The organism is Vibrio paracholerae, assembly GCF_037672085.1.
In the GTDB taxonomy this organism is placed as follows: domain Bacteria; phylum Pseudomonadota; class Gammaproteobacteria; order Enterobacterales; family Vibrionaceae; genus Vibrio; species Vibrio cholerae.
Map to the genome: position 1 here is coordinate 198,284 of NZ_JBBHLM010000002.1, position 18,950 is coordinate 217,233.

15 protein-coding genes are annotated in these 18,950 nt (G+C 49.0%); 9 read left to right on the forward strand and 6 right to left on the reverse strand.

Annotated features, from left to right (window positions below):
- Positions 1-138: 138 nt before the first annotated feature.
- Entirely contained in the window at positions 139-729 is a 591-nt protein-coding gene (locus R4537_RS06210) for a DUF4124 domain-containing protein (protein ID WP_071179354.1), read from the reverse strand.
- Positions 730-905: 176 nt separating this feature from the next.
- The gene (glnA, locus tag R4537_RS06215; protein WP_000110149.1) at positions 906-2,315 is read right to left on the reverse strand and encodes a glutamate--ammonia ligase; all 1,410 of its coding nucleotides are present in this window, start codon (positions 2,313-2,315) and stop codon (positions 906-908) included.
- A 488-nt stretch (positions 2,316-2,803) separates the two neighbouring features.
- Between glnA and typA the strand changes: the two genes are divergently transcribed.
- The 5 genes from typA (at position 2,804) to R4537_RS06240 (ending at position 7,632) form a co-directional block, all read left to right on the forward strand.
- Entirely contained in the window at positions 2,804-4,633 is a 1,830-nt protein-coding gene (typA, locus tag R4537_RS06220; protein WP_000211149.1) for a translational GTPase TypA, read from the forward strand.
- A gap of 107 nt (positions 4,634-4,740) precedes the next feature.
- Positions 4,741-5,271, forward strand: coding sequence for an AAA family ATPase (locus tag R4537_RS06225; protein WP_071179353.1), 531 nt, complete (start codon positions 4,741-4,743; stop codon positions 5,269-5,271).
- Positions 5,272-5,297: 26 nt separating this feature from the next.
- Entirely contained in the window at positions 5,298-6,227 is a 930-nt protein-coding gene (locus tag R4537_RS06230; RefSeq protein ID WP_071179352.1) for a virulence factor BrkB family protein, read from the forward strand.
- Positions 6,199-6,633, forward strand: coding sequence for a D-aminoacyl-tRNA deacylase (gene dtd / locus R4537_RS06235; protein WP_000560961.1), 435 nt, complete (start codon positions 6,199-6,201; stop codon positions 6,631-6,633). The genes R4537_RS06230 and dtd overlap by 29 nt, the downstream gene beginning before the upstream one ends.
- Positions 6,634-6,705: 72 nt before the next feature.
- Positions 6,706-7,632, forward strand: coding sequence for a bifunctional GNAT family N-acetyltransferase/hotdog fold thioesterase (locus tag R4537_RS06240; protein WP_000475468.1), 927 nt, complete (start codon positions 6,706-6,708; stop codon positions 7,630-7,632).
- Positions 7,633-7,673: 41 nt separating this feature from the next.
- On the opposite strand, the gene R4537_RS06245 is transcribed toward R4537_RS06240, so the two are convergent.
- The 4 genes from R4537_RS06245 to hslR form a co-directional block, all read right to left on the reverse strand.
- The gene (locus R4537_RS06245) at positions 7,674-9,560 is read right to left on the reverse strand and encodes an AsmA family protein (protein ID WP_071179351.1); all 1,887 of its coding nucleotides are present in this window, start codon (positions 9,558-9,560) and stop codon (positions 7,674-7,676) included.
- 186 nt (positions 9,561-9,746) lie between these two features.
- Entirely contained in the window at positions 9,747-11,375 is a 1,629-nt protein-coding gene (pckA, locus tag R4537_RS06250) for a phosphoenolpyruvate carboxykinase (ATP) (protein ID WP_071179350.1), read from the reverse strand.
- A 336-nt stretch (positions 11,376-11,711) separates the two neighbouring features.
- A complete protein-coding gene (gene hslO, locus R4537_RS06255) occupies positions 11,712-12,587 on the reverse strand; it encodes an Hsp33 family molecular chaperone HslO (RefSeq protein WP_071179359.1) in 876 nt (291 codons plus the stop codon).
- 33 nt (positions 12,588-12,620) lie between these two features.
- Positions 12,621-12,998: a ribosome-associated heat shock protein Hsp15 gene (hslR, locus tag R4537_RS06260; protein ID WP_071179349.1), complete on the reverse strand. Its 378-nt coding sequence runs from the start codon at positions 12,996-12,998 to the stop codon at positions 12,621-12,623.
- A 230-nt stretch (positions 12,999-13,228) separates the two neighbouring features.
- Between hslR and gspC the strand changes: the two genes are divergently transcribed.
- The 4 genes from gspC to gspF are packed head-to-tail and all read left to right on the forward strand — an operon-like array spanning position 13,229 to position 18,947.
- Positions 13,229-14,146 carry a type II secretion system protein GspC gene (gene gspC, locus R4537_RS06265; protein ID WP_000394686.1) on the forward strand — a complete coding sequence of 306 codons (918 nt, stop codon included), beginning with the start codon at positions 13,229-13,231 and terminating at the stop codon, positions 14,144-14,146.
- Positions 14,147-14,191: 45 nt separating this feature from the next.
- Entirely contained in the window at positions 14,192-16,219 is a 2,028-nt protein-coding gene (gene gspD / locus R4537_RS06270) for a type II secretion system secretin GspD (protein ID WP_071179348.1), read from the forward strand.
- The gene (gene gspE / locus R4537_RS06275; protein WP_071179347.1) at positions 16,216-17,727 is read left to right on the forward strand and encodes a type II secretion system ATPase GspE; all 1,512 of its coding nucleotides are present in this window, start codon (positions 16,216-16,218) and stop codon (positions 17,725-17,727) included. Before gspD ends, gspE begins: the two co-directional genes overlap by 4 nt.
- On the forward strand, positions 17,727-18,947 hold the full coding sequence (gene gspF / locus R4537_RS06280) for a type II secretion system inner membrane protein GspF (RefSeq protein WP_000718698.1): 1,221 nt from the start codon (positions 17,727-17,729) through the stop codon (positions 18,945-18,947). The genes gspE and gspF overlap by 1 nt, the downstream gene beginning before the upstream one ends.
- Positions 18,948-18,950: the final 3 nt, after the last annotated feature.

Consider the following 18,950-nt stretch of genomic DNA (forward strand, 5'->3'; position numbering starts at 1 on the left):
ACTCATTCTCGCTCGATGAACTTTAGGCTTGTTGGGTGATGCACAAAATTGGTGCATCGCCCAACAAGTATGGCGCAAGGGAGTGCAAACCAAAAGAGCAATCCCCTAGGCAATCGAGCTAATAGTCACATCTTGCGGTTATTTCACTGTAGCTCGATGCAAATGCACCGTGATAATCGAGGAAGATGCAATAATCTTGCCGCTTTCAATCGCTTGAATGGTAAAGGTGTGAGTGCCGCGATCGACATTTTTTAATTCCCAAACTGATTGGGTGGTGGGGGCACCATAGGGGCGGCCATCCATCATCAATTGCAATTGCTCACCGATTGAAAGTTTTCGATTGAGCTCAGAGCGAATGAAGAGAGTGCCACTGTTATTGCGTACCGTATCGTCATGCTTAGGTGAGATTAAACTGATTTTTAGCGGCTCAAGAGTTTCTGGTGCGCGAGACACGGTCGAATCGTTTGACTCTGTTTCAGAGGAGGTAACATTGCTAAGCCCTGTTTCAGCCTCCGTTTCTGTTGTGACCGGCTCCGTTGAGTCAAAACTTGGCGCAGGGGCTTGCGCTTGGTAATCCGGTAAATGGATGGATTTTGCTTTGTCACTTTGTGGCGTGTCGCTAAAGTGCAGAACCCCTTTTTCATCAACCCAAGTGTAAACATTTTGCGCGGCGAGCTGCGGCACCCAAAGCAGATTAATGAGTAGCCATAGCAGACGAGACGATGACATATATCACCCCAATGACCTTAGTGATTTACTTTATGGTTCATGAGCTTATGCTCATGGTAGAGTTGTAAGCTGCATGTTAAAACGAATACTCAAAGGACTGAATATGCAAAAGGCCCGCCTGCGAGGCGAGCCTTAATATTGATGTAACCTAAGTTACTTTTTACACAGACTGAGAATTACACTGAGTAGTACAGTTCAAACTCAAGTGGGTGAACGGCAACGTTCACGCGCTCAACATCTTTGGTTTTCAGCTCGATGTAAGAGTCGATGAAATCGTCAGAGAATACGCCACCAGCAGTGAGGAACTCACGATCTGCATCAAGGTACTGCAGAGCTTGTTGTAGCGATTCCGCTACTTTTGGAATCTCTGCTGCTTCTTCTGCTGGTAGATCGTACAGATCTTTATCCATAGCTTCTCCTGGATGGATCTTGTTCTTGATACCGTCAAGACCAGCCATCAGCAGTGCTGCAAACGCCAAGTATGGGTTAGCCGCAGGATCTGGGAAGCGAACTTCGATACGGCGTGCTTTCGGGCTCGGCACCACTGGGATACGGATAGACGCTGAACGGTTACGCGCAGAGTAAGCCAGCATTACTGGTGCTTCATAGTGAGGAACCAGACGCTTGTATGAGTTAGTGGATGGGTTAGTGATCGCATTCAGCGCACGAGCATGCTTGATAACACCACCGATGTAGTAAAGCGCCATTTCAGACAGACCGCCATACTTATCACCCGCAAACAGGTTTACACCGTCTTTCGCGAGAGATTGGTGAACGTGCATACCTGAGCCGTTATCACCAACCAGTGGCTTAGGCATAAAGGTGGCAGTTTTACCAAAAGCGTGTGCAACGTTGTGTACAACGTACTTGTAGATTTGGATCTCGTCTGCTTTCGTGGTTAGCGTGTTAAAGCGAGTTGCGATTTCGTTCTGACCCGCAGTGGCCACTTCATGGTGGTGCGCTTCAACGACAAGGCCCATTTCTTCCATGATCAAACACATCGCTGAGCGGATGTCTTGTGATGAGTCAACAGGAGCAACTGGGAAGTAACCACCTTTTACGCCTGGACGGTGACCTTTGTTACCATCTTCGTATTCAGTACCCGTGTTCCATGCCGCTTCTACGTCGTCAATTTTGAAGAATGAACCAGACATGTTGGTGGCGAATTTTACATCGTCAAACAGGAAGAATTCTGGCTCTGGACCCACAAGAACCGTGTCTGCGATACCCGTAGAGCGCATGTATTCTTCTGCGCGTTTTGCGATAGAACGTGGGTCACGGTCGTAACCTTGCATAGTCGCAGGTTCTAAGATGTCACAACGAATGTTCAGGGTAGCATCTTCAGTGAATGGGTCGAGCACAGCGGAAGATGGATCTGGCATCATTACCATGTCGGATTCGTTGATACCTTTCCAGCCAGCCACAGAAGAACCATCGAACATTTTACCGTCTTCAAAGAAGTCAGCATCAATTTGGTGAGCAGGGATAGAGATATGTTGTTCTTTACCCTTAGTGTCTGTGAAGCGTAGGTCAACAAACTTAACTTCGTTTTCTTGGATCAGCGATAAAACATTTTCTACTGACATCTTGGATAACCTCCGGTGTTAATAAGCGGTATGTGCTCGAGTCTTAAATAAAGTCGGCAAAGATTACTGCGTTGTACTATGGGTAACCGATGCTGAAATTAATAAAGCGAAAAGCGTGCCATGTTTATAAATCCAATATAATTCATGGTTTTGGTGCTGGGATATCTGATTTTTGATGGATTGATGCACCAAAAAGATCCCAGATTGCACTGTTGTGGTGCGGATGCTTATGCTCATGCACCATGTTCTACCAAAACGTTTGCTATTTCGCGCTCAATCACTGGTGATGTCAATGGCTCTTAAGCCAGAAACGTTAGAGATAAGTAAACATGGCGAGCGAAATGAAGAAAAAGTCGACGATTTCAGCGCGACAGATCACATATTTCTAGGTTTTCCGCTAAAATCTGGTACATTATTGGCCGTTTTTGAACCATGTTCGGCGACTGCTTTAAGCAGCCAGCCTCAATGAAAAAGTGAAGCAAACCCCGATGACCACTCCGCAAATTGAAAAATTAAGAAACATCGCGATTATCGCGCACGTTGACCACGGTAAGACGACCTTGGTTGACAAACTGCTCCAGCAATCCGGCACGTTAGAGTCTCGCGGTGATGTTGAAGAGCGAGTCATGGACTCGAACGACATTGAAAAAGAGCGTGGTATCACCATTTTGGCGAAAAACACCGCCATCAACTGGAATGATTACCGTATCAACATCGTAGACACCCCGGGACACGCGGACTTCGGTGGCGAAGTTGAGCGTATTATGTCGATGGTAGACTCAGTGCTGCTGATCGTTGACGCGGTAGATGGCCCGATGCCACAAACTCGTTTTGTAACCCAAAAAGCGTTTGCGCACGGTTTGAAGCCAATCGTTGTTATTAACAAAATTGACCGTCCGGGCGCACGTCCTGATTGGGTTATGGATCAGGTATTTGACCTGTTCGACAACCTAGGTGCGACGGATGAACAGCTCGACTTCCAAGTGGTATATGCTTCGGCTCTGAACGGTTGGGCAACCCTAGTGGAAGGCGAAACGGGCGAAAACATGGAGCCTCTGTTCCAAGCCATCGTGGATAACGTTGCGGCGCCACAAGTTGACCTTGATGGTCCACTGCAAATGCAAATTTCTCAGCTCGATTACAGCTCTTACGTAGGTGTTATCGGTGTTGGTCGTATCAAGCGCGGTAAAGTAAAACCAAACCAACAAGTGACCGTTATCGGTGCGGATGGTAAGAAGCGTAACGGCAAAATCGGTACGGTTCTGGGCTACCTTGGTCTGCAACGTTCAGAAACTGACCAAGCCACCGCAGGCGACATCGTTGCAGTAACGGGGCTGGGTGAGCTGAAAATCTCTGACACTATCTGTGATGTGAATGCTCTAGAAGCGCTGCCACCACTGAGCGTAGATGAGCCAACCGTAACCATGACCTTCCAGGTGAACACCTCTCCATTCGCGGGTAAAGAAGGTAAGTTCGTGACTTCACGTAACATCCTTGAACGTCTGGAAAAAGAACTGGTGCACAACGTTGCTCTACGTGTTGAAGCGACGGAAGACCCAGACAAATTCCGCGTTTCAGGTCGTGGTGAACTTCACCTATCGATCCTTATCGAAAACATGCGTCGTGAAGGCTTTGAACTGGCGGTATCTCGTCCAGAAGTTATCCTCAAGCATGAAGATGGTCAGTTGATGGAACCGTTTGAAACGGTCACTATCGACGTGCAAGAAGAGCATCAAGGCGGCATCATGGAGAAAATCGGCATGCGTAAAGGCGAGCTGAAAGATATGTCTCCAGATGGTAAAGGCCGTGTTCGTTTGGACTTTATGATGCCATCGCGTGGTCTGATTGGTTTCCAAACTGAGTTCATGACCCTGACTTCAGGCTCTGGTCTGCTATACCATACGTTTGATCATTATGGTCCACACAAAGGTGGTAATATCGGTCAACGTAATAACGGTGTACTGATTGCTAACGCAGCAGGTAAAGCGCTAACTAACGCACTATTTAACCTGCAAGAGCGTGGCCGCCTATTCATTGGTCACGGTGTTGAAGTCTACGAAGGTATGGTGATTGGTATCCACAGCCGTGATAACGATCTAACCGTTAACGCTCTGAAAGGTAAGCAGCTGACCAACGTTCGTGCTTCAGGTACCGATGATGCGCAGGTTCTGACACCACCTATCATCATGACACTAGAGCAAGCTCTGGAATTTATTGATGACGATGAACTGGTAGAAGTAACACCTGTGAGCATCCGTATCCGTAAACGCTTCCTGACCGAAAACGATCGTAAGCGTGCTTCTCGTGATGCGAAGTAATCACTGACTTTCGTTTGTTAAGATAAGTCAACTAAGCCCTTAGCTGTCGCCAGTTAGGGGCTTTATTTTTACCGCGAGAGAATGTACTGCGGGAGAGAAAGAATCGTATGTCGATCGTGATTATTTCTGGTGGTCCAGGTGCAGGGAAAACCACTTTATTAGATGCGCTGGCAGAGCGTGGCTATGCCACCTATCCAGAAATACCTCGCCAGTTGATTGAACAAGAAAGCTTAAAAAAAGATGGCATTTTACCTTGGTATGATTTGCCCGCCTTTGCTGAGCTCTGCTATGACGCCATGTTGGTGCAAAAGCAGTTTGCACAAAGCGAGTCGATGGCGTTTTTGGATCGGGCGATTCCCGATATTTGTGCATACTTATTGGGCGCAGAGTTGGCGGTACCTGCCAAATATTGGTCAGCGAGCTCGGGCTATCATCGCCAAGTATTGATGTGTGAACCCAACGCAATCACTTATCAACAAGATGAAGTACGTCCATACTCACTCGAAGAGGCAGTGCAAATCCACCATGGGTTAGTGAAGACTTACTCAGAGTTAGGCTATGAATGCATTGATGTACCAATGGCAAGTGTTGAGTATCGCGTGGCATTTGTGTTAACCACCTTATCCATGGCAGGATAATTCCAATTAACTGACAAGGATGAGCTATGAAATTGACTCACTCTTTTATTAAGCAGCAGGCCCTAGTAGGGTTGCACTTTGCCCGCTATTTATTGGCAAGGATGAACCATGACCGAGTCAATGTGAATGCCGGCTATCTGGCCTATATCACCTTGCTGTCTATGGTGCCCATGTTGACTGTTTTGCTGTCGATCCTCTCTTCTTTCTCTCTTTTTGCCAGTGCCGGAGATGTGATTCAAAATTTCGTGATCACCCATTTTGTGCCAACAGCCGGTGAAGTGGTCAAAACCGCCTTAATCGAGTTTGTTGCAAATACCGGCAAGATGACCGCAGTAGGCGGCGCATTTTTGTTTGTTGCCGCCATCATGCTGATTTCCAATATCGATAAAAATTTGAACTATATCTGGCGGGTTCAGCAAAAACGTCGCGTGGTGTTTTCATTTTCCATGTACTGGATGATTTTGACGCTTGGGCCAATTTTAGTTGGTGCAAGTATTGCTGCGACCTCGTATATCACGTCGCTCAAGATCTTGGACCATGAGGCACTTTCTGGGGCTTACCATCTACTGTTGCGTTGGCTGCCTTTTGTGCTCTCATTTTGTGCATTTGTTGGTTTGTATGTGCTCGTCCCTAACAAAAAGGTTTATGTGCGACATGCGATGATTGGTGCTTTGATTGCTGCTGTCTTATTTGAGTTGAGCAAAAAAGGCTTTGCGGCCTACATTACTCAGTTTCCTTCTTATCAGTTGATATACGGCGCTCTTGCTGCAATTCCCATCCTCTTTGTTTGGGTGTATTTATGTTGGCTAATTGTGTTGGTGGGCGCTGAGGTGACGGCTGCTTTGGGGGAGCGTGAACACTGGAGTGACTCACAAGACATGCTACACTTTGCGCCATTACCAAAGAATGAAGTAGAGGAAAAACAGAGTGATAGCACTGATCCAACGAGTAAGTGAAGCCGCAGTACGGGTTGATGGTGAAGTGGTCGGCGCAATTGATAAGGGACTTTTAGTGCTACTCGGTGTCGAACGTGAAGATGATGAAGCAAAAGCCAAGCGATTGGTTGAGCGAGTGACCAGCTATCGAGTGTTTGAAGATAGCGAAGGTAAGATGAATCTGAGCGTGAAAGATGTGGGTGGCAGTGTGTTAGTGGTGTCGCAATTTACGCTGCCAGCTGACACCAAAAAAGGGACTCGTGCTGGATTTTCGCGCGGCGCTGCCCCACAAGAGGCTGAGCGGTTATATGATTATTTCTCTGACCTGTGTGCCCAGATTTTGCCAACCGAGCGCGGCCGTTTTGCGGCAGATATGAAAGTGTCACTGATCAATGATGGGCCAGTGACGTTTTGGCTACAGGCTTAATTTGCCTCGTGTTACCAAATGAATAACCAAGCGTGTCTTGCGTAAGGCAAGGCACCTGTTCAGGGATTGAGTATGTTCAAACTTATTACGCCGACCACGGATAATCAGCTCAATAAGTACTTCCATTTTCGTTGGCAAATGTTGCGCGAGCCGTGGCGGATGCCGATCGGCTCTGAGCGTGATGAATACGATTCGATGAGTCACCACCGAATGATAGTCGACAGCCGTGGCTATCCGATGGCGATTGGTCGTCTCTACATTACCCCCGATTGTGAAGGGCAGATCCGCTATATGGCGGTGAAAGCCAATCGTCGCTCTAAAGGTATGGGGTCTTTGATTTTGGTCGCTTTGGAGTCCTTAGCGCGTCAAGAAGGCGCCAAGCGTTTAGTGTGTAATGCCCGTGAAGATGCGATTCCGTTTTATGCTAAAAATGGTTTTGAGCGTCGGGGTGAATTAACTGATGAACGTGGCCCGGTGCGCCATCAACAAATGGTGAAAACTCTCGACCCGATGGCCAATGTGCTGCGTAAGCCGGAATTGTGTACGGAACTGCAAGATCGCTGGGGCAAGCATATTCCGATCAGCGATAAGATGGGGATCAAGATCCAGCAATATACGGGCTACCAATTTCAGTGCTGCGCGCAGCTTAATCCGAATCTCAACCCACATAACACCTTATTTGCTGGCTCAGCCTTTACCCTCGCCACCTTGACTGGTTGGGGAATGGCGTGGCTATTAATGCGCGAGCGCGATCTGCAGGGGGATATTGTGCTGGTGGATAGTCATATTCGTTATCGCCACCCTGTGGTGCAAAATCCGGTGGCATCGACGTCGCTAGATGGGATCAGTGGCGATTTAGATCGCTTAGAGTCAGGGCGCAAAGCGCGTATTGTCGTGCGGGTTATCATCTCCAGTGGAGAGGTCGAAGCGATTGAGTTTATCGGGACCTATATGCTGATCCCGAACTACAAAGCGTTGGTGGCGCAAAAATCGTCATAGCTTCATCGTGTTCATCGCTTCCACTGCAAGTTCGCAGCGCATTATGGCGCGCTGCGACAATCTTGACTGACTAATTCCGCTTGTTGGAAGTCCCAGCTTAACCCCAAACACTGATCTGCCCATGCTTGTTGGATCGTCAACTGCCATTGGCCTTGCTCTGGTTCTAATAGGTCGGTACTTCCCCCTAACTGAGCGTTTAAATTTGGCCCTCTAAGCGGCGTTGGTGTGATGGTTATGCGTCCTCTATCGGCGCTTACCGCGAGATCGTCTAGCTCGAAAGGCTGGATGATCAGCGTGTTATCACTGCGCAGTGAGAGTAAGCCTTGACGCAGATTCAGTTGTAGTTGGCCATCAAGCGAATGAGCCAGCATGGTGCGATCTCCTGCCATGCCTTGCGCGGTCAAGCTAATGTCGGCCAGCGCTTCCAAACCAAACGGCAGTTTGAACCAAGATTGTAGCGGACCTATCGGCAAAGAATCGGCATCAAGAGAGAGCTGCCACGGGGCGCTGAGCGAGGTTAAGTCCCATTTTGCATGTGCTTCTACATAGCCTCGCTCAAGTGGCAGAAAGGCGCGGGTAAGCTGCCATACGCCTTGCTCACTGCGCATATTGAGCACTCCTTGTGTACTTAGAACGCCTGCATAGCTGGCGCTGTTGGCGGTCACTGAGAGTTGGCCTTGCCAAAAGCCCCATTGACCCTCTTTCACCCATTGTAGATTTTTGCCATCGGCATTCAGCCCTGAAGCTTGCCAAAATGGCCGATTAACGGTTTGGATCATCTGTAGGTTATTGATATCCAAAAGCTCAATCTGCAAGTTTTGCCAAGTGGGGAGCGGTTGAGAGAAAGGTAAGAGATCTTGCGGCTGTTCAGCAATCCATTTCACTCCAGTGATGGTTAATTGGGCAAGGTTGAGGCTCGTTTCCGTGATATGGCCTTTGACCTGCACATCGCCCTGCCAGACTTGACTGTGTCCATCTAACTCTATTCCTTGTGGGGTGAGGGTCAGTTCAGCACTCGGTTCGACCCATTGCGTAGCAAGCCACTGCGCTGAATCCGCATTCAAGGAGAGGTAAGCTTGCTGCTGTTGCCAGACACTGTGTCGCAAATCGTAGTCTTCCACAGAGAGATTGAGGTTCTCCCACGCCACACCATTGAGAGTGAGCTGGCTATTGAGCAGATCTAAACTGTTGATGTGATAAATGCTGGGCGCAATTTTTTGCCATAACGAGTGATGACGCCACTCATCGAGATTGAGGTTAAGACGACTGAGAGTGACATTGATCAGCGACCAGCCTTGCGGGTATTGTTCGGCTTGTCCTGAAATGGGGCCATTGTGCCAGTTGAACGAAAATCCATAAACAGTACTGTCTTGGGCTTGGTAATTAGCATCAATCAGCACTTGGTTAAATGCTTCACCATCGATAGTGATTTGGTCGGCAGCGAGCTGAATTTTTCCGTACGGTAACCGTTGCTGTGGCGAGTCCCAAACCGGCTGCTTGATCTGTAAGCTGACACCACGCGCGATAATCCCTTGATCAGCCCAGTCAATATTGTGCAGTGCCAGTTGGTTGAGATGGACAGATTCCGGCAGAGTAAAATCGGGTAAACCGTGAGCGAGGTTGGATCCATCAATCAATACGCTATCGATCTGTAATTTTTGTTCTAGTATCCCGTATGGATTGAGCCACAAATCCATTTGCTGTAATTCAATGGGAGGCTCGCTGGCGATTTGCACCCCGCTCAAGCGCAGTTTAAACGGATAAAGGTATTCGATTTTGGCAAAGCGCAGTGTCTCCGGCCACAACTGCTGCACAATCCATTGTGCGGAGGGGGTGAAGTAGCGAGTATGCATAATGCCAAACCCTGCCAAGACCAAAATCAGTAGTAGTGCGATGCCTGCGACACCAATCGCCAGTATTTTTCTCATAGTCCCTGCGTTGCCATCATCAAAATATTGCCAGCACAGAGGATACAGAGTGGCTGGCGGCCTGAGTTGCTAAATTGTACCGTATTCTTATCTTCAGCTTGGAGTAAAGCATGAGAGACAGCAACAAAAAAAGCCCCTCGAAAGAGGGGCTTGCTACTCAGTTATCACTTTTCGGTCAATTTGCCTTTAGTCGAGCTTTGGACCTGCGGCGACCAGTGTTTTACCTTCGGCGTTATCTGTGTACTTGTCGAAGTTGTTGATGAAGCGCGTTGCCAAGTCTTTGGCTTTGCTTTCCCACTGCAGTGGATCAACATAAGTATCACGTGGGTCGAGAATCATAGGGTCCACATCGTGCAGTGCGGTGGGCACTTGCAGATTAAAGATTGGGATCTGTTTGGTTTCCGCTTTTTCGATCGAACCATCCAAAATCGCATCTATGATGGCACGCGTATCTTTAATTGAGATACGCTTACCGCTGCCGTTCCAACCTGTGTTAACCAGATAGGCTTCGGCGCCCGCTGCTTCCATACGTTTTACTAGCACTTCTGCATACTGAGTTGGGTGCAGAGTGAGGAACGCTGCGCCAAAACAGGCGGAGAAGGTTGGGGTAGGTTCAGTAATGCCACGTTCAGTCCCCGCCAGTTTGGCCGTAAAGCCAGACAAGAAATGGTACTTAGTTTGCTCAGGCGTGAGCTTGGATACGGGAGGCAATACGCCAAACGCATCGGCAGACAGGAAGATAACCTTAGTCGCATGACCGCCTTTGGAAACTGGTTTTACGATGTTGTCGATGTGATAAATAGGGTAAGAAACGCGTGTGTTCTCAGTTTTTGAACCATCATCAAAATCAATCGAACCATCACTACGAACCGTGACGTTTTCCAGTAGAGCGTCACGGCGGATCGCGTTATAGATATCCGGCTCTGCTTCTTTAGACAGCTTGATGGTTTTCGCGTAGCAGCCGCCTTCAAAGTTGAACACGCCATCATCATCCCAGCCGTGCTCATCGTCACCAATTAACGCACGTTTTGGATCGGTGGATAGGGTGGTTTTACCCGTACCAGAAAGACCGAAGAAGATGGCGACATCGCCCGCGTTACCCATGTTGGCAGAGCAGTGCATAGAAGCAATGCCTTGTAGCGGCAGGAAGTAGTTCATCATCGCGAACATGCCTTTTTTCATCTCGCCGCCGTACCAAGTACCGCCGATGAGCTGCATGCGCTCGGTCAGGTTAAACACAGTGAAGTTTTCTGAGTTCAGGCCGTGCTCTTTCCACTTCGCATTGGTACATTTTGCGCCGTTCATTACGACAAAGTCTGGTTTAAAGTGCGCCAGCTCTTCTTCGCTTGGACGAATGAACATGTTTTTCACAAAGTGTGCTTGCCATGCTACTTCGGTGATGAAGCGAACACTTAAGCGAGTATCGGCGTTGGCACCACAGTAGCCATCGAGCACGAATACGCGTTTACCAGAAAGCTGCTTGGTCACCAAGGCTTTCAGGTCATTCCACACTTCTTGATTGATCGGTTTGTTGTCGTTTTTCGCTTTGTCTGACGTCCACCACAGCGTATCGCGAGTGGTATCATCTTTAACGATAAACTTATCTTTTGGTGAGCGGCCAGTGAAGATGCCAGTATCAACCGCAACAGCACCCAATTCAGTCACCACACCACGTTCATAACCTTCGAGATCTGAACGGGTTTCTTCGGCAAATAACATTTCATAGCTCGGGTTACGAACCAGTTCCGTTACGCCGGTGATCCCATATTGGGCTAGGTCGATTTGTGCAGCCTTAGTATGTTCCATAACGGTCATAGGTGCTCCTTGTAGGATTTTGTAGGGATTTTGTAAGAATTTATGTAATTGTTATCTATAGACCATGCTAGCAACGGACCAGAGATAAAACAGGGAGGCAGCTCAAATATTGCCCACCAAGTTTCTGTGGTTTTAGGTAACTCGTCACATATATTGGCATCGATATTTTATCGCGTGCGCAAACCTTTGCGCCAGTAGCGCAAGATTAATACTTTACAGAAATTAAGTACGGCGTACTGTCGTGGGGTTCTTTGATTTTATTGATTTTTTAGCATAAAAAAGCCAGCGGAAAGCTGGCTTTTTGGCGGTTTTTACGTGCTTGTTAAACGTAGCGAATTAATGCAAGGTTGAACCATTCACCGATGAGGGTGCATACAATTCAGCAACTTGCGCTGAGTCAAACGAGTAGGTCGTACCGCAATAATCACAATGCAGAGCAACGGCGCCTTCTTGAGCAAGAATGTCGTTAATCTCTTCACGTGCGACGGTCACAATGGCGGCAGCGCTGCGCTCACGTGAACAGCCACAACGGAAACTGATTGGCTGTGGTGTAAAGAGTTGCACCGTCTCTTGGTTGTAAAGACGATACAGCAACTCTTCTGCTGGCAGCGCAAAAAGCTCTTCATCCTTGATGGTGTTAGTTAATTGTTCTAAATGCTCGAAATCTTCAGCTGAACCTTTACCATCGGGTACGATTTGCAGCAGCATGCCCGCGGCACAAGCTTTACCATCGTGTTCGCCAACGCGGATCCACAAACGGGTCTTAAGCTGCTCCGAACGTTCAAAGTAACCTTCCAGCACTTGTGCTAAGGTGTCGCCTTCCAAACCGACCACACCTTGATAGCGCTCGCCTTGCTTAGGTTCAATAGTGATGACTAGATGACCTTTGCCAAGCAGGTCATGTAGATTCGCATTCTCCGCAATATCGCCTTTCCAGCGAGCCACGCCACGCACTTGTTGGTTGTTATCGCCGTTGATAACCACAAGAGAGACAGGTCCATTACCTTGCAGTTGCAGGGTGATTGAGCCTTCAAACTTCAGCGTCGCTGTGAGCAGTGAGGTGGCGACCAGTAGTTCACCGATGAGGTGTTGTACGGCAGCAGGGTATTCCTGACTGGAAATCATCTGTTGGTAAGTGTCGTCCAGCTGAACCAACTCACCACGTACAGAAAGGTCTTTAAATAGATAGCGATGTAGCATGTTGTTCGCCATTGATTGTGTCGTCATAAGGAATAATCCGGCTATTTACTGATGGATGAATTTGAGTAGATCTCGGCGCTGTTTCTTGTCAGGACGTCGATCAGGACTCGGGTTGAGTTGGCGCATCATGGCATTGCGTTCACGCTTGGTGATGCTTTCGGCTGTTTCGCGGTAGAGCTGTTGTGCTTCAGATGCTCCACGGCGTTGATCAGAGATCTTTTCGATAATGATCGTTTTCTCATCATGGCCTTGACGCAATGTGATCTGTGCTCCAAGTTCAACCGATTTACTGGGTTTGGCGCGCTGGCCATTATAGTGGACTTTGCCCCCTTCGACCATATTCCGCGCGAGCGAGCGTGTTTTGTAAAATCTTGCTGCCCACAGCCATTTATCCAGTCTTACCTCTTCTGCGCTGGAACTCATTGCCACATTGCCTCTCTAAGCTTATTGCGTTTGACTATTATTCATGCTTAACAATGGTGTTTGCAGGGCGGTTTTTCAAGCAAGTCGACAATTTAACGTTTGAGACACTTCGCTCCATTATGCTTGTGTTATATTGCGATGCCTGCATAAAGTCTTGAAAAACATCTGTACAGACAGATTTGCGCAATATGAAGCGTAAAAAGTACAGAAAGGAATTAACGTGGAAATTTATGGAATTTAAACAACTTCCTCCGTTGGCAACGTGGCCGCGTTTATTGAGCCAGAATGTACTGCGGTGGCAAAAACCGATCAGCGAAGGATTAACACTACTGTTATTAGTTGCTTCGGCGTGGACGCTGGGCAAGATGGTGTGGGTCGTCTCGGCTGAACAAACACCAGTGCCAACTTGGAGCCCCACATTATCAGGGCTTAAGGCCGAACGTCAGCCACTCGATATCAGTGTATTGCAAAAAGGTGAGCTGTTTGGCGTGTTTACTGAGCCGAAAGAAGCTCCGGTTGTGGAGCAACCTGTGGTGGTGGATGCTCCGAAAACGCGCTTGAGCCTTGTGCTGTCTGGTGTGGTGGCGAGTAATGATGTGCAAAAAAGTTTGGCTGTTATCGCCAATCGTGGCGTGCAAGCCACGTATGGCATTAATGAAGTGATTGAAGGGACTCAGGCCAAGCTAAAAGCGGTGATGCCGGATCGGGTTATCATCAGCAACTCCGGGCGTGATGAAACTTTGATGCTTGAAGGGTTAGACTACACCGCGCCTGCGACGGCTTCGGTATCCAACCCGCCGCGTCCGCGACCCAATCAACCTAATGCTGTGCCGCAGTTTGAGGATAAAGTGGATGCAATTCGTGAAGCAATCGCACGAAATCCGCAGGAAATTTTTCAATATGTGCGCCTATCTCAGGTAAAACGCGATGACAAAGTACTCGGCTATCGCGTCAGTCCCGGTAAAGATCCGGCACTGTTTGAATCAATAGGTTTACAAGATGGCGATATGGCAGTGGCACTGAATGGCCTAGATCTGACCGATCCTAATGTAATGAACACGTTATTTCAGTCGATGAATGAGATGACTGAAATGAGTCTGACCGTTGAGCGTGATGGTCAACAACATGATGTATATATTCAATTTTAACGCTAAGGCGAGTAACGACGCCTTAGTGAGGCAAGGGAGTTCCCAGTGAAATATTGGCTGAAAAAAAGTTCATGGCTGTTGGCGGGCAGTTTGCTGTCTACCCCTCTAGCGATGGCAAACGAGTTTAGCGCCAGCTTTAAAGGCACCGACATTCAAGAATTTATCAATATTGTGGGACGCAATCTTGAGAAAACCATCATTGTCGACCCTTCGGTACGCGGCAAAGTCGATGTGCGCAGTTTTGATACCTTAAACGAAGAGCAATATTACAGTTTCTTCCTCAGTGTGCTCGAAGTGTACGGTTTCGCCGTCGTTGAAATGGATAATGGCGTACTGAAAGTTATCAAATCGAAAGATGCAAAGACCTCTGCCATTCCGGTGTTGAGTGGTGAAGAGCGCGCCAATGGCGATGAAGTCATTACCCAAGTGGTCGCGGTAAAAAACGTTTCCGTACGTGAGTTGTCCCCTTTGCTGCGCCAACTGATTGATAACGCAGGGGCGGGGAACGTAGTGCACTACGATCCAGCGAACATCATTTTGATCACGGGGCGAGCTGCGGTAGTGAACCGTTTAGCGGAAATTATTCGTCGCGTTGACCAAGCCGGTGACAAAGAGATTGAAGTGGTTGAGCTTAATAATGCATCGGCAGCTGAAATGGTGCGGATTGTCGAAGCGCTCAACAAAACGACAGACGCGCAAAACACACCTGAATTCTTAAAGCCCAAGTTTGTAGCAGATGAGCGTACCAACTCGATTTTGATTTCTGGCGATCCGAAAGTGCGCGAGCGCCTCAAGCGTCTGATCAAGCAGTTGGATGTCGAGATGGCGGCCAAAGGTAATAACCGCGTGGTGTATTTGAAATACGCCAAAGCCGAAGATCTGGTCGAAGTACTGAAAGGGGTGTCTGAGAACCTGCAATCGGAAAAAGGCACCGGACAGCCGACCACTTCAAAACGTAATGAAGTGATGATTGCCGCGCACGTCGATACCAACTCGTTAGTACTTACTGCGCCGCAAGACATTATGAATGCGATGTTGGACGTGATTGGCCAATTAGATATTCGCCGCGCGCAAGTGTTGATTGAAGCGCTGATTGTCGAAATGGCCGAAGGGGATGGTATTAACCTTGGAGTGCAATGGGGCTCGCTGGATAGTGGTTCAGTCATCCAATATGGCAACACTGGCGCGTCGATTGGCAATGTGATGATCGGCCTTGAAGAAGCCAAAGACACCACGACGAAAAAACCGATCCGTAACAGTGAAACGGGTGAGATTAAATACTACGAAGAGACGACGACCAAAGGCGATTACTCGAAGTTGGCATCAGCACTGTCGGGTTTGCAAGGTGCTGCGGTCAGTATCGCGATGGGCGACTGGACGGCCTTAATCAACGCGGTTTCTAATGATTCCAGCTCGAATATCCTGTCATCACCCAGCATTACGGTGATGGATAATGGTGAAGCCTCCTTTATCGTGGGTGAAGAAGTGCCGGTTATCACGGGTTCTTCTGCTGGCTCCAATAACGACAACCCATTCCAAACTGTGGATCGTAAAGAAGTCGGTATCAAACTCAAAGTGGTGCCGCAGATCAACGAAGGTAACTCAGTCCAGCTCAAGATTGAGCAAGAAGTCTCAAACGTGTTGGGCGCCAATGGTGCAGTAGACGTGCGTTTTGCTAAGCGTCAGCTCAACACATCTGTGATGGTGCAAGATGGGCAGATGTTGGTGCTCGGCGGTTTGATTGATGAGCGTGCTCTTGAGAGCGAGTCGAAAGTCCCGCTCCTTGGGGATATTCCTCTGCTGGGTCAACTGTTCCGCTCAACCAGCTCGCAAGTGGAAAAGAAAAACTTGATGGTGTTTATCAAGCCGACCATTATTCGTGATGGTGTGACGGCCGATGGCATCACCCAACGTAAATACAACTACATCCGCGCCGAGCAACTGTTCCGCGCCGAAAAAGGCTTACGTCTGCTGGATGATGCTAGCGTGCCTGTGTTGCCGAAATTTGGCGATGACCGCCGCCATTCACCTGAAATTCAAGCCTTTATTGAGCAGATGGAAGCCAAGCAATGACCGAAATGGTGATCTCTCCAGCTGAGCGACAGTCGATTCGCCGTCTGCCCTTTAGCTTCGCCAATCGCTTTAAGTTGGTGCTGGATTGGAATGAGGATTTCTCCCAAGCCAGCATTTATTACTTAGCGCCGTTGTCGATGGAGGCGCTCGTCGAAACCAAGCGGGTGGTCAAGCACGCTTTCCAACTGATTGAGCTCTCTCAAGCGGAGTTTGAAAGCAAGCTAACCCAAGTCTATCAGCGTGATTCTTCAGAAGCGCGTCAATTGATGGAAGACATTGGTGCCGACAGTGATGACTTCTTCTCACTGGCGGAAGAGCTGCCTCAAAACGAAGATTTGCTAGAAAGTGAAGATGATGCGCCTATCATCAAACTGATCAACGCCATGTTGGGCGAAGCGATCAAAGAAGGCGCGTCAGATATTCATATTGAAACTTTTGAAAAAACGCTGTCGATCCGTTTTCGAGTCGATGGCGTGCTGCGCGAAGTACTGGCACCCAGCCGCAAACTCTCATCGCTGCTCGTTTCACGGGTCAAGGTGATGGCCAAGCTCGACATTGCCGAAAAACGTGTGCCGCAAGATGGCCGTATTTCGCTGCGTATCGGTGGCCGCGCGGTCGATGTGCGGGTTTCAACCATGCCTTCATCACATGGTGAGCGAGTGGTAATGCGTTTGCTGGATAAAAACGCGACGCGCCTTGATCTGCACAGTTTGGGTATGACGGCGCATAACCATGATAACTTCCGCCGTTTGATTAAGCGGCCGCATGGGATCATTCTGGTGACTGGCCCAACCGGCTCGGGTAAATCGACCACCTTGTACGCCGGTTTGCAAGAGCTCAACAGCAGCGAGCGCAACATTTTAACCGTAGAAGATCCGATCGAATTTGATATTGATGGTATCGGTCAGACCCAGGTCAACCCAAGGGTAGACATGACCTTCGCGCGGGGGCTACGCGCTATTTTGCGTCAAGACCCCGATGTGGTGATGGTGGGGGAAATTCGTGATTTGGAAACGGCGCAAATTGCAGTGCAAGCCTCGCTGACCGGTCACTTAGTGATGTCGACTCTGCACACCAACACGGCCGTTGGGGCGGTGACTCGCCTGCGCGATATGGGCATCGAGCCTTTTTTGATCTCCTCTTCGCTGCTCGGTGTTCTGGCACAGCGCTTGGTGCGCACCTTATGCCCAGATTGCAAAGAGCCTTACGAGGCAGACAAAGAGCAGCGCAAACTGTTTGATAGCAAGAAAAAAGAACCGCTGATCCTTTATCGCGCCACGGGCTGCCCCAAATGTAACCACAAAGGTTACCGTGGCCGAACCGGTATCCACGAGCTGCTGCTGGTGGATGACGCGTTGCAGGAGCTGATCCATAGCGAGGCGGGCGAACTGGCGATGGAGAAACACATTCGCGCGACCACGCCGAGCATTCGTGATGATGGTTTAGATAAGGTGCGCCAAGGCATTACTTCGCTAGAAGAAGTGCTGCGGGTGACTAAGGAGTCCTAATGGCGGCGTTTGAATACAAAGCGCTGGATGCCAAGGGACGCCATAAAAAAGGCGTGATTGAGGGCGATAATGCACGTCAGGTGCGTCAGCGCTTGAAAGAACAAGGCCTAGTGCCAATGGAAGTGGTGGAGACTCAAGTCAAAGCCGCGCGCAGTCGCAGTCAAGGTTTTGCGTTTAAGCGCGGGATCAGTACGCCGGATCTGGCACTGATCACTCGCCAGTTATCGACCTTGGTGCAATCTGGCATGCCACTGGAAGAGTGTTTACGCGCGGTTGCCGAGCAGTCGGAAAAACCGCGGATTCGCACCATGTTGGTGGCGGTGCGCGCTAAAGTGACCGAAGGTTACACCCTCTCTGATAGTCTTGGCGATTATCCGCACGTGTTTGATGAGCTGTTTCGCTCTATGGTTGCGGCGGGCGAAAAGTCTGGCCACCTCGATTCCGTTCTCGAACGTTTAGCGGATTACGCCGAAAACCGCCAGAAAATGCGCTCTAAACTGCAACAGGCCATGATTTACCCTGTGGTGCTGGTGGTGTTTGCGGTCGGTATCGTGGCGTTTTTGTTGGCAGCGGTAGTACCGAAAATCGTGGGTCAGTTTGTGCAAATGGGGCAAGCCTTGCCGGCATCGACTCAGTTTCTGCTTGATGCCAGCGATTTCCTGCAACATTGGGGGATTTCGCTGTTGGTCGGTCTCTTGATGCTGATTTATCTGGTGCGCTGGTTGCTGACCAAGCCAGATATTCGTTTGCGTTGGGATCGCCGTGTGATTTCCTTGCCTGTGATTGGCAAGATTGCGCGCGGTCTGAATACTGCGCGCTTTGCGCGTACGCTGTCGATCTGTACCTCAAGTGCAATCCCGATTCTGGATGGTATGCGCGTTGCGGTGGATGTGATGACCAATCAGTTTGTGAAACAGCAAGTGTTGGCTGCGGCCGAAAACGTACGCGAAGGCTCTAGCCTGCGCAAAGCGCTAGAGCAGACCAAGCTCTTTCCTCCCATGATGCTGCACATGATTGCCAGTGGTGAGCAGAGTGGAGAATTGGAAGGCATGTTGACGCGCGCTGCGGATAACCAAGACAACAGTTTTGAATCAACGGTCAACATCGCGCTTGGCATTTTTACCCCGGCCTTGATTGCCTTGATGGCGGGGATGGTGCTGTTTATTGTGATGGCGACCCTAATGCCGATTTTGGAAATGAATAACTTAATGAGTCGTTAAGTC

What these genes read in the sequence shown, in the direction of transcription:
- R4537_RS06210 (WP_071179354.1), bottom strand. Translation starts at nt 729, where the DNA reads ATGTCATCGTCTCGTCTGCTATGGCTACTCATTAATCTGCTTTGGGTG.
- glnA (WP_000110149.1), bottom strand. Translation starts at nt 2,315, where the DNA reads ATGTCAGTAGAAAATGTTTTATCGCTGATCCAAGAAAACGAAGTTAAG.
- typA (WP_000211149.1), top strand. Translation starts at nt 2,804, where the DNA reads ATGACCACTCCGCAAATTGAAAAATTAAGAAACATCGCGATTATCGCG.
- R4537_RS06225 (WP_071179353.1), top strand. Translation starts at nt 4,741, where the DNA reads ATGTCGATCGTGATTATTTCTGGTGGTCCAGGTGCAGGGAAAACCACT.
- R4537_RS06230 (WP_071179352.1), top strand. Translation starts at nt 5,298, where the DNA reads ATGAAATTGACTCACTCTTTTATTAAGCAGCAGGCCCTAGTAGGGTTG.
- R4537_RS06240 (WP_000475468.1), top strand. Translation starts at nt 6,706, where the DNA reads ATGTTCAAACTTATTACGCCGACCACGGATAATCAGCTCAATAAGTAC.
- R4537_RS06245 (WP_071179351.1), bottom strand. Translation starts at nt 9,560, where the DNA reads ATGAGAAAAATACTGGCGATTGGTGTCGCAGGCATCGCACTACTACTG.
- pckA (WP_071179350.1), bottom strand. Translation starts at nt 11,375, where the DNA reads ATGACCGTTATGGAACATACTAAGGCTGCACAAATCGACCTAGCCCAA.
- hslO (WP_071179359.1), bottom strand. Translation starts at nt 12,587, where the DNA reads ATGGCGAACAACATGCTACATCGCTATCTATTTAAAGACCTTTCTGTA.
- hslR (WP_071179349.1), bottom strand. Translation starts at nt 12,998, where the DNA reads ATGAGTTCCAGCGCAGAAGAGGTAAGACTGGATAAATGGCTGTGGGCA.
- gspC (WP_000394686.1), top strand. Translation starts at nt 13,229, where the DNA reads ATGGAATTTAAACAACTTCCTCCGTTGGCAACGTGGCCGCGTTTATTG.
- gspE (WP_071179347.1), top strand. Translation starts at nt 16,216, where the DNA reads ATGACCGAAATGGTGATCTCTCCAGCTGAGCGACAGTCGATTCGCCGT.
- gspF (WP_000718698.1), top strand. Translation starts at nt 17,727, where the DNA reads ATGGCGGCGTTTGAATACAAAGCGCTGGATGCCAAGGGACGCCATAAA.